At 62.9% G+C, this 9,496-nt stretch carries 11 protein-coding genes and 2 pseudogenes; 7 read left to right on the forward strand and 6 right to left on the reverse strand.

All coding sequences use genetic code 11. The features are described 5' to 3' along the window. Nucleotides 1-120: 120 nt before the first annotated feature. The 3 genes and pseudogenes from GTW51_RS22740 to GTW51_RS22750 all read left to right on the forward strand — a co-directional run. Nucleotides 121-327, forward strand: a pseudogene (locus GTW51_RS22740) (IS110 family transposase); the annotation flags it as partial. Between the two features lie 66 nt (nucleotides 328-393). Continuing rightward, nucleotides 394-573: a helix-turn-helix domain-containing protein gene (locus GTW51_RS22745; protein WP_343034096.1), complete on the forward strand. Its 180-nt coding sequence runs from the start codon at nucleotides 394-396 to the stop codon at nucleotides 571-573. A gap of 60 nt (nucleotides 574-633) precedes the next feature. Then, nucleotides 634-1,521 (forward strand): protein-L-isoaspartate O-methyltransferase family protein, encoded by an 888-nt coding sequence (locus GTW51_RS22750; protein ID WP_163046309.1) that lies wholly within the window; start codon nucleotides 634-636, stop codon nucleotides 1,519-1,521. A 126-nt stretch (nucleotides 1,522-1,647) separates the two neighbouring features. Here the strand turns inward: GTW51_RS22750 and GTW51_RS22755 are convergent, their stop codons facing one another. From GTW51_RS22755 to GTW51_RS22770, 4 genes are all read right to left on the reverse strand, one after another. Continuing rightward, nucleotides 1,648-3,090, reverse strand: a complete 1,443-nt coding sequence (locus GTW51_RS22755; RefSeq protein ID WP_163046310.1) for an IS1182 family transposase — start codon at nucleotides 3,088-3,090, stop codon at nucleotides 1,648-1,650. A gap of 89 nt (nucleotides 3,091-3,179) precedes the next feature. Continuing rightward, nucleotides 3,180-3,617: a DUF1284 domain-containing protein gene (locus GTW51_RS22760; protein ID WP_163046311.1), complete on the reverse strand. Its 438-nt coding sequence runs from the start codon at nucleotides 3,615-3,617 to the stop codon at nucleotides 3,180-3,182. Further along, nucleotides 3,614-4,207, reverse strand: coding sequence for a biotin transporter BioY (locus GTW51_RS22765; protein WP_163046312.1), 594 nt, complete (start codon nucleotides 4,205-4,207; stop codon nucleotides 3,614-3,616). The genes GTW51_RS22760 and GTW51_RS22765 overlap by 4 nt, the downstream gene beginning before the upstream one ends. A gap of 127 nt (nucleotides 4,208-4,334) precedes the next feature. Then, on the reverse strand, nucleotides 4,335-5,012 hold the full coding sequence (locus GTW51_RS22770; protein WP_163046313.1) for a GntR family transcriptional regulator: 678 nt from the start codon (nucleotides 5,010-5,012) through the stop codon (nucleotides 4,335-4,337). A 180-nt stretch (nucleotides 5,013-5,192) separates the two neighbouring features. On the opposite strand from GTW51_RS22770, the gene GTW51_RS22775 reads away from it, so the two are divergent. Both GTW51_RS22775 and GTW51_RS22780 read left to right on the forward strand, forming a co-directional pair. Next, complete coding sequence (locus GTW51_RS22775) at nucleotides 5,193-5,483, forward strand: type II toxin-antitoxin system ParD family antitoxin (RefSeq protein ID WP_163046314.1); 291 nt, start codon at nucleotides 5,193-5,195, stop codon at nucleotides 5,481-5,483. Further along, nucleotides 5,473-5,778, forward strand: a complete 306-nt coding sequence (locus GTW51_RS22780; RefSeq protein ID WP_163046315.1) for a type II toxin-antitoxin system RelE/ParE family toxin — start codon at nucleotides 5,473-5,475, stop codon at nucleotides 5,776-5,778. Before GTW51_RS22775 ends, GTW51_RS22780 begins: the two co-directional genes overlap by 11 nt. A gap of 123 nt (nucleotides 5,779-5,901) precedes the next feature. On the opposite strand, the gene GTW51_RS22785 is transcribed toward GTW51_RS22780, so the two are convergent. Both GTW51_RS22785 and GTW51_RS22790 read right to left on the reverse strand, forming a co-directional pair. Beyond that, nucleotides 5,902-7,149, reverse strand: coding sequence for a glycosyltransferase (locus tag GTW51_RS22785; RefSeq protein WP_163046316.1), 1,248 nt, complete (start codon nucleotides 7,147-7,149; stop codon nucleotides 5,902-5,904). A 201-nt stretch (nucleotides 7,150-7,350) separates the two neighbouring features. After that, entirely contained in the window at nucleotides 7,351-7,917 is a 567-nt protein-coding gene (locus GTW51_RS22790) for a DUF1993 domain-containing protein (protein ID WP_163046317.1), read from the reverse strand. 401 nt (nucleotides 7,918-8,318) lie between these two features. Between GTW51_RS22790 and GTW51_RS22795 the strand changes: the two genes are divergently transcribed. Beyond that, the gene (locus tag GTW51_RS22795; protein WP_163046318.1) at nucleotides 8,319-9,230 is read left to right on the forward strand and encodes a tyrosine-type recombinase/integrase; all 912 of its coding nucleotides are present in this window, start codon (nucleotides 8,319-8,321) and stop codon (nucleotides 9,228-9,230) included. A gap of 4 nt (nucleotides 9,231-9,234) precedes the next feature. Then, a pseudogene (locus GTW51_RS22800) lies at nucleotides 9,235-9,429 on the forward strand (transposase zinc-binding domain-containing protein); the annotation flags it as partial. Between the last annotated feature and the right edge of the window lie 67 nt (nucleotides 9,430-9,496).

Raw genomic sequence — 9,496 nt, forward strand, 5'->3', positions numbered from 1 at the left:
CCGATCCCGATTATGCTCGCGCCGGGCGGTATCAGTCCAGGTCATGATCATCCTCCATCGTCTCGACAACGACGAGGAATCACAACTCACTGATATCGCTCAACCTCTTTCAAATCGGGCTCTAAGGTCGGTAAGGCAAAGCTCTACAAACTGGAAGCGGCGCCACCGAAGGTGCGCGAGATCGCTTGGAAAGCGCAAAGCCGACTGACGGCGCGCTACCGGGCTTTGATCGCCAGAGGGAAGAAGACGACGGTGGTCTGCACTGCCGTCGCGCGGGAACTCGTCGGCTTCATGTGGTCGGTCGCAAGGGAAGCAAAAGCCGCTTGATCTCGCCGCTCTCGAGAGCGGCCTCCTCCTCGCTCATGGGCGGGGGCGGGCCAGCGCGCCCGCCTGATCCGCAAGACGAGGACCGGGCTTGGCCTCTCGCAGTCCGAGTTCGCCAGCCGCTTCCGGGTTCCGGTCGGCACCTTGCGCGACTGGGAACAGGCAAGGGCAACCGCGCCAGATTTCGCTATGGCCTACGTTCGGGTGATCGGACAGCATCCTGATATGGTAGCGAAAGCCGTCGCATAGCTGGCGTTGCCTGTATGTCGTCGGTTTCGGGAATTTCGCGACAAAAGATGAAGTGAGACTATGACTAGAATCCCTCGCGCCACCTTAGACGAGGTGCGTGCCTTCCATGCGAAGATGATGGCGGCGGCCAGTAATTCCGCCGATGAACGTCTTGAGCGCATCTTTGAACTGGTCCCGCGTGAGGCGTTCTTGGGGCCGGGACCGTGGCAGATCATGGTGAACCGCCGCTATCTCGAAACCCCGAGCGCCGATCCCGTCTATGTCTATCAGAATGTTCTCGTGGCCCTCGATGCCGGAAAGGGTATCAACAACGGGGAGCCTTTCCTGCACGCGAGCTGGATTGGCGCTGCCGGCCCCAAGGCTGGTGACACCATTTGCCATGTCGGTGCGGGGACGGGTTACTACACCGCGCTGCTGTCAATGTTGGCATTGCCGCGCGGGAACGTCCATGCTTTCGAGATCCAGGAAAGCCTTGCGCAGCAAGCGCGGGAAAATCTCGAACCTTTCGAGGGCGTTTCGGTGACGCATGGCGATGCGACCGCCTTGCCGCTGCCTGCATGCGATCTGATTTACGTCAACGCCGGTGTCGTCGTACCTCCGGTCGCGTGGCTGAAGGCGCTGAAGCCGGGAGGGCGGATGATTTTCCCTTGGCAACCGGCCGAAGGGATCGGCCTCGCCGCGCTGGTGACGAGCACGGAATCCGCGTTTGCGGTCCGGCCTTTGATGCCGGCATGGTTCATCCCCTGCGTCGGGGCATCGGACGCCAATCAATGCACAAGAGCGCCGAGCATTCCCGAAGCTCGGGCTATTCGATCACTCCGGCTAACAAGCGATCAAAAGCCCGACGAAACAGCGGTCGCAATTTTTCCCGATATGTGGTTCTCGACGCTGGACCTGTCGCGGAAATCAGGCAGACCGTGCGGAAACTCGATCGGTGAACATCGATAGGCCCGAAACCTGCCGGGGTCGGCCCATTCCAGCGGATTTGCCGATTTCGGCCCTCCAGGGAGCGATCTGGACCTCATGATCGGCTTTCTGGCCGCCGGCTGCGGATTCGAGCGGAGCCGCGGCCCCTCACGCCCGCACGGCCGCGATCAGGCCCGGCACGCCGACGAGGGTGATGGCCCTTCGTATGTTGTAGGCGAGCGCCGTCAGGCTGAACTCGCCGCGAACCTTGTCGAGGCCCTTCATCAGGAAGGCGCCCTGGTTCATCCATTGCTTGATCGTGCCGAACGGATGCTCGACGGTTTCGCGTCGCCGGTCGAGAACCGCGGGACGGGCCGCCAGTCTTGCCGCCATGCGGTCGAGAACCGCCTCGTTCTCCAGCCGCGAGACGCGCTGGAAGCCTTTGGTGCAGCGGCTCCGCATGGGGCACGCCCTGCAGGCGTCGCGGTTGCAGTAATCGATCTTCAAATTGTCGCGCGATCGGCTCTCATAGCGGGGCGAAAGCGTCTGGCCTGCCGGGCAGATATAGACGTCCTTCTCCCGATCGTAGCGGAACTCGTCCTTGGTGAAGAAGCCTTCCCGAGCGGCGGGACCCCGGATGGGCTTGGGAACATAGGCGGTGATACCGGCCTTCTCGCAGGCCTCAATGTCCTCGATCTTGAAGTAGCCCCGGTCCGCCACCGCCTCGATCCGGTCTACGTCGAGCGTGTCCATCGCCGCTTCCACCGTCGGCGCCAGCAGGCCCATGTCGAGCACCTGGTTGCTCACCGCCTGCTCGGCGATCAGCTTGTGCTTCACGTCGACGGCCAGCTGGACGTTGTAGCCGACGCCCACCTTGGTCATTCGCGCCATCGCCCGGGCGTCGGGGTCGGTCAGCGAGATCTGGTCCGCGCCGCTGCGGTCCAGTTCCGCCAGAAGTGCCGTATGCCGATCGCGCTTTCCCTGGATCGCCGCGATCTTCTCGGCCAGCTTAGCGCCGCTCCTTCTCCTGCCGTTGCCGCCTTCCGCCCGCTCCTCGTCGGCATCGCCTTCGTCGAGCCGCTTCATGTAGTCGGCCAGCTTCTCATCCGCCTCATGGATGAACTTGGTCAGAGCGCCGCGCGTAAAGTTGCGGTCCTTGTTGTTCACCGCCTTGATGCGCGTGCCGTCCACCGCCAGCAGTTCCCGCCCGAACAGGTCGAGCTGGCGGCAGAGCACGACGAAATCCCGGAACACCGCCTTGAAGGCGGCTCGATTGTCGCGCCGGAAGTCGGCGATCGTCTTGAAGTCCGGCTTCATGTGCCGAATGAGCCAGATCACCTCGATGTTGCGAAGGGTCTCGGCTTCCAGCCGGCGGCTCGAGCGCACCCGGTTGAGATAGCCGTAGATGTAGAGCTTCAGGAGATCGGCGGGATCGTAGCCGGGACGGCCCGTCGCCTTCGGCGCGACACGGCCGAACCCGGCACCCGCCAGATCCAGCCCGTCCACAAAGGCGTCGATGAACCGGACGGGGTTGTCCGGCCCGACATAATCGTCCACCGCCTCCGGCAGAAGCAGCACTTGCGAGCGGTCAATTCCAGAACTGTGCGCCATAGCGCAGTCTACCGCGCCAGCCACCGCGGCGGAATCCGCTCACGCTGACTTTCCACACGGTCTGCGGGAATTTCGCGTCGGCGTGGGCCTCATCTCACTCGCAGGGACACACCTAACCGAACGTCGGAAAATCCGTCCTCTGCTACCGAGCTGCAAAGCGAGGCCCATTCGCAATTCATGCAGGCACGCCGGCCCTCGCTACTTCGGAAGGCCCAGCGCATTGTCTGTAGCATGTCCGGATTGAGCCTGATCCGCCCCCCTGGCCCGATCGTGCGGCACAACAGGACTGCAACGGCCTCAGCGGCGCGATCGTCCCGTTCAACGACGCTTTCGCGCAGGCAGTGGGAGTCTTCGTCGCCCAGGAGTGGAGCGCAGATATCGTCCGGACCTTCGACGATCAGAATATCCTCGCCCCGGTCGATCCGCCCCACGATCACGTCATAGTTTGCCGTGAACGCGGGGCTGTAGCCCTTTCCGACATAGGTCAGCATGCAAAGCAGATGATGGGCGCGAAGCCTGACCGTCAAACCTGATCCACCCTTTTGGCAGAGGGGGCCACGGCCCTGAGGGTAGCGGCACCGAGGGCGGACTTCAGGATCGCGCCGACGATGAACGGTAGAACACCGTGGACGATGGCTTGCTCTGCCCCGATCAGCACCGCGAGCCATGCCGCTCCGATCGTCAGGCACAAGGCATTACCCATCAGCATGACCGCGAATGCGCGAAGGACTCTGTTGCCGTTCCAGCCTCGTTCGGCCAGCCAACCCACCAGCATGCCAACGACAGGAAAGGCGAATAGATAACCGCCTGTTGCGCCCACGAAGTGATGAGCGCCGGCAGCACCGCCGGCGAGCACGGGCAGGCCAAACGCCCCCTCAACCAGCCATGCCGTGATAGTGATTCCGCCGAGGCGCCAGCCATACAGGGCGCCGACCAGCGTCACGGCGAAGGTCTGCATGGTGATCGGCACGGGCACCATCGGTACCTCAATATAGGACGACAGCGCCAAAAACAGCGTGCCGAGGGTCACGGCCACGAGCTGGATGCCGTGAGACCGGCTGTTCAGTTTCAGGGGGCTGAAAGCCGGCTTGAAAGAAGCAGAAGCGATATCGGACATAAAACCTCCTAGATGACGGCCAAAAATAATATAGATAATTTGCCATACTGATCTACTATTGAGTCCACACGATCTACGAAATGGCAACCCCGTGTCGAGTGGATTGATCGCTCGGCTGTCGGCCAGCTCATCCAACAATGGCAAAGGCATCACGCGTCTTCCCGGAGGCCATCCTGATCGGTCGTTGCCCGATCCACTGGACATGACGCGCCAGGATGCTGGAAGCGGTATCGACGTGGCCTTGCCGCAGAGCGTCCAGGATCGCGCGATGATCTTTGTCGGTGGGCGTTTCCCAATCGGAGCGCCAAGTCGCAAACAGAAAGCGGGCGCTCGCAGCGTGAAGATCGTCGATCGAGGCGAGAAGGCGGGGCATGGCGCAGGGCGTCAGAATCAGCCCGTGAAAGGTCCGATTCGCCCTCTCCCAGGAATGCACGTCTCGAGATTTGTCGCCTTGACGCGTGGCCTTCTCGGCCGCGTTGAGGATCGCGGGAGTGAGATGCGGTGCGGCGTGTCGGAGCGCCAAAACCTCAAGGGCAGCTCGCATCTCGGCGACTTCCTTGACCGCGGCAATGTCAAAGGCAGCGACCCTGACACCGCGCCTCGGCTCGCTGACAACGAGCCCTTGCGCTTCGAGACGCCGGAACGCCTCGCGTACGGGGACATGGCTCGCGCCGAACTCCTCGGCGATGTGATCCTGCCGGAGGCGCGAGCCCGGCTCTAGGCCGCCTAAAATGATACGGTCGGCCAAGGCGCGGCTGATCCGGCCCGAGATCGTGTCGTCTTGAACTTTGGTCGCGACTGTCATGCCTTATAGATAATTTGGAAGCGCGTTCGCTGTCGAGCGCGTCGCAACGAATGCCGGCTTCGCGAAATTCCTGATATTGCCGTCACGCAGACCACAGAATGCGAGAACTGGATTCATCTGTCTCCAGTGTGTAGTATGAAAAAATCATACTGACGCAGGATCTACATGAAGGATTGGACGATGGCCGCTGCTGAGAAACGGACATTCAGTCTGCCGAGCGAGCAGGCGAACTACATCGACAGCTTGGTCTCTTCAGGCACCTATGCCACGAGCAGCGAGGTCATTCGTGCCGGCCTCCGAGCCTTGCAGGAACGGGACACCGCTGTTGAACGCTGGTTGCGAGAAGAAGTCGTGCCAGTCGCCGCTGCCATGAAAGCCGATCCTGGCCGCGCGGTCTCCATAGATCAGGTCTTTGACGAAATCCGAACTCTTCACGCCGGGCGCCTGAAAGCTTCCGAGCGTGCCGCATAGAGTCGTCTTCGCGCCGGAAGCGCGGGACGATCTTTGGCAACTATATCTGTCCATTGCGGAATATTCGAGCGATGCCCGTGCCCTGGCCTATGTCGAGCGGATCGAAGCTTATTGCCGGGGTTTTGCAGATTTCCCGGAACGAGGAACCCGGCGGAATGACCTGTTACCCGGGTTACGGATCGTCGGCTTCGAACGCCGAGTTTCCATCGCCTTTCATGTCGGAGCTGACACGGTGACGTTCGATCGGATTTTGTACGGTGGTCGCGATCTCGGGGCCTTGTTCGATGACGCTTGAGATTGTCGCAAAAGTCGGTCGCGAAACTTTGATATTTGCGTCCGACTTTTGCGACGGAAATTCCCTTAAGCTTTCAACGCCGCCGATTTTGTCGCGAAACTTGGATTTTTGCGACGAGATCCATTATGAAACCTGCTGCTTTAACGTGCGTCCAACAAAACTGACTGCGGCAGCCACACCGTTTTCGTGGCCAATTTTCGTCCCGATTGCGCCTGCACGCGCGCGCATCACGGGATCATCGGTCGTCTTGAAGGCGGCCGCGAGCGTGGTCGCATCCAGGGTCTTGCGATCCAGGGGCTGGGGCCCGGCACCGAGCGCCGCGACACGCCTCCCCCAGAAGGGCTGATCTCCGAAGAACGGACAGATTATGGTGGGCAGGCCGGCGCGGAGCGACGCACCCGTCGTTCCAGCCCCGCCGTGGTGGAGTGCGGCACCGACGTGCTTGAACAACTGGTCGTGCGGCGCCGCGGCAATGACGTGAACATGCGACGGAACCTCGACCATATCGAGAGCACCGCCGCCAGTTGCAAGCAGCCCCCGCTTGCCGGCTCTGGCAAGACCTTCGATCACTTCCTGAGCAAGCATCCTAGGGTCAATGCCCGGCATGCTGCCGAAGCCGACATAGATCGGTTTGTCGCCGGCGGCGAGAAATGATTTCAGGCAGTCTGACATCTGCCAATCGGCGCCCTCATCCAGGAACCAGTAGCCTGAAACAAGGACCCGTTCACCCCAATCGGACGGCACCGGGACGACGTGCCGGCTATAGGCATAAACGGTTGCAATCGGGGCGACATTCGCCTTCCTACCCATGAGGCCAAGCGAGGTTTCGCGCCACTGCCCCAGCATCTTGCCGAACAGGACATCGGCGCCGCGCATCGCGAGGAGATGGCTCATCTTGTTGAAAGGCCCAAGTGACGATACGGGGAGCATCGGGCTCGGGAATGCTCGGGTCGGGGTAAATCCCGGCAGAGGCGAGGCGAGTATGACGGGAATGCCCAGGCGCTCCCCAAAATGCGGCACGGCCACCGATTTCGGGTGGTAGACGATCAGATCGGGATTGAAGGCCTTTACAGCCGCCCATTCCTCATCGAGCAGGCGACGCATCAGCGGCTTGATGTGCTTGAGGAGCTTGAAACCCGCGCTGAATCCCTGGCCGCCGGCGACGGCAGCCTTTCCGTCTGGTGTATCGAGCAGAGCCAGGAATTCGCCCGGCAAGGGCGCGAAGCGCACACCCTTCTCTTCCACGAACGATGCAAATTGCTTGGGCGCCGCGAACTGTACCTCATATCCCTGCTGCATAAGGCCAAGAGCAAGGGCGAGATAGGGTTGTACGTCGCCGCGCGTTCCAAGGGTCTCAATCGAGATTCGCATATGCTATCCGCAATCGATTTCCGCGCCGCTTCAGAACTTAGGATATTTGGGAATTCTGAACGACGAGGTTGGTGGACGACAGGCCGCTTCCGGGATGGCACGTGGCGATAGCTGCCCTTTGTGACGACGTGGCAAGCTGGGGGCGTTAGCGGCTGCTACCATCCGATATAGAGCGCCGCTCAGGGGAATTCCGTGCGCTCATTACTGCGAGGGCAGGGTGCCAGGGCGCAGGTACGAGAACATGTGCGCGACGTAGTCGGCCTTACCCAACTCGACGCCTTGGGCGCGCAGTATCGTGTAGGCGGTCATGACGTGGAAATAGAACTGCGGCAGCGCCCAGTCGCGGACGTACTGCTCGGCAGTGAGGTCGAACACCATGCCTTGGGGCAGTGCGTGGGCGATCGGCGTTGCTGGGTCCACCGCAGGCATGTCCATCGCGGCGACCTCGATCGCCGCGATGGTCTCGGCGATCCGATTCCGCGCTTCCGCGATCGAACCAGGGTGCTCGGCTGCATTCCGCCCCTCGTCCAAAAGGACCCCCACATAGGCCGGGAAAGCCTGCCCGCGGAGCCGGAACAAACCCTCCTGCGCCTGCACACATGCGAAGCGGACCTGCGTGGACAACGGGAACATGTCGGGGGCAAGCCGCGCGGCGAGCAGAGTCTCCGCCCCGCCGCCCGGCCTCTGCACCTCGGCCTTACCGAGCCAAGCTGAAAGCGCCCCCAGCATCTGCACGTAGGTTGGAATCAGAACGTCCGGCAGTGTCATATAGCTCTCTCCTGCGATCTTCGATCTAGGGCCGATCTGGCCTCTATATAGCTCGTCTGCGTCAGGCCGAACGTCAGTGCGACGTCCGCCCATCTCAGCCGCTCGGACACCGGGCCGCTACCGTACCGGACCTCGTCGAACCGCAAACCGGCTCAATGGCCGCTTCCGGGACATGGGCGCTATCCGCTCAACGTCTCGCATGGGTAGAAAACTGACGGACCGCTTCCGGGTGTCCGGTTCTGCGGCGATGACTGTCGGTCCCGGGTGGAAGAACGAACCCGCTTCCGCGGGAAGGGCGGCGGCTTCGTCGTCGGCGGACCGACACGAGCGCTCTGCGCTGATTGAGCATCGCCCGGTGCGGGCGGACGATCCTGGCTCCTTCACCCGAACGGAGCCTTCCCATGACGACCCTTGTCATTCCCGCCGCCGCGTCGGCGAGCCCGCTCCGCCAGCGTCTGATCGCCGACATGACGATGCGCCGCTTCTCGGCGGAGACGCAGCGCAACTACCTGCGCGACGTCGGCCGCCTGGCCTCGTTTCTCGGGCGCTCGCCCGACACGTCGAGCGCCGAGGACCTGCGCCGTTTTCAGATCGCGCAGCAGGAGGCCGGGCTCGGCGTGCCGACGATGAACGCCATCGTCTCGGCGCTGCGCTTCTTCTTCGTCCAGACGATCGACCGGCCCGATCTCGCCCGCAAGCTGGTGCGGCTGCGCTATCCCCCCAGCCTGCCTGATGTGCTCAGCCCGGACGAGGTGCGCCGCCTGCTCGGCGCCACCGTCTGCCTGAAGCATTTGGCGGCGCTCTCGGTCGCTTATGGCGCGGGGTTGCGAGCGTCCGAGGTGGCGACGCTGAAGGTCGGCGACGTCGACTCCACCCGGATGCTGCTGCGCGTCGAGCGTGGCAAGGGCGGGCGTGATCGCAACGCCATGCTCTCCGCCGACTTACTCGCTCTCCTGCGCGAGTGGTGGGTCGAGGGGCACCGGCAGGGCATCCTTCACCGTGAGGGCTGGCTGTTCCCGGGAGAGAGCTGGGCCCGGCCGATCTCGACCCGGCAGATCCACCGCATCGTGGTGGAGGCGGCGCGGGCGGCCGAGATCCCAAAGCGCGTCGGGCCACACACGCTGCGCCATTCCTTCGCAACGCATCTCTTGGAGGACGGCGTCGACATCCGGGTGATCCAGGTGCTGCTCGGCCACGCCAAGCTCGACACCACGGCGCTCTACGCCAAGGTCGCCACGCGCACGGTGCGTGCCGTCGTCAGCCCGCTCGATCGCCTCGCCCTGTTCCACCACGAGGAGGCTTCGCCCGGCTGAGGCGATGGGCGACCGGATCGAGGTCGCCGACATCCTGCGCGTCGCCGGACCTGCGTTCCGGACGAGCCGTGCCGGGCACCTGAGCCTGGCTGAGCTCAAGGTCATGTCGGCGATCGAGCACTGCCGCACCGCCGCGCTCGGCGGCCACACCGAGGCCTGCGCCTCGTGCGGCGTTATCCGCTGCGCCTATAATTCCTGCCTTATGGGCAGATCCAGTAATGGGGAGTCGGCGGCGATTTGATTGCCCTCTCGCGTCAGTCGCCGCC

The sequence above is a fragment of the Aurantimonas aggregata genome, from assembly GCF_010500835.1.
GTDB classification, from domain to species: domain Bacteria; phylum Pseudomonadota; class Alphaproteobacteria; order Rhizobiales; family Rhizobiaceae; genus Aurantimonas; species Aurantimonas aggregata.

Excerpts from the sequence above, each read along its gene's own strand:
- GTW51_RS22750 (WP_163046309.1), top strand. The coding sequence starts at position 634 with ATGACTAGAATCCCTCGCGCCACCTTAGACGAGGTGCGTGCCTTCCAT.
- GTW51_RS22765 (WP_163046312.1), bottom strand. The coding sequence starts at position 4,207 with ATGTCCGATATCGCTTCTGCTTCTTTCAAGCCGGCTTTCAGCCCCCTG.
- GTW51_RS22775 (WP_163046314.1), top strand. The coding sequence starts at position 5,193 with ATGGCCGCTGCTGAGAAACGGACATTCAGTCTGCCGAGCGAGCAGGCG.
- GTW51_RS22785 (WP_163046316.1), bottom strand. The coding sequence starts at position 7,149 with ATGCGAATCTCGATTGAGACCCTTGGAACGCGCGGCGACGTACAACCC.
- GTW51_RS22770 (WP_163046313.1), bottom strand. The coding sequence starts at position 5,012 with ATGACAGTCGCGACCAAAGTTCAAGACGACACGATCTCGGGCCGGATC.
- GTW51_RS22795 (WP_163046318.1), top strand. The coding sequence starts at position 8,319 with ATGACGACCCTTGTCATTCCCGCCGCCGCGTCGGCGAGCCCGCTCCGC.
- GTW51_RS22755 (WP_163046310.1), bottom strand. The coding sequence starts at position 3,090 with ATGGCGCACAGTTCTGGAATTGACCGCTCGCAAGTGCTGCTTCTGCCG.
- GTW51_RS22790 (WP_163046317.1), bottom strand. The coding sequence starts at position 7,917 with ATGACACTGCCGGACGTTCTGATTCCAACCTACGTGCAGATGCTGGGG.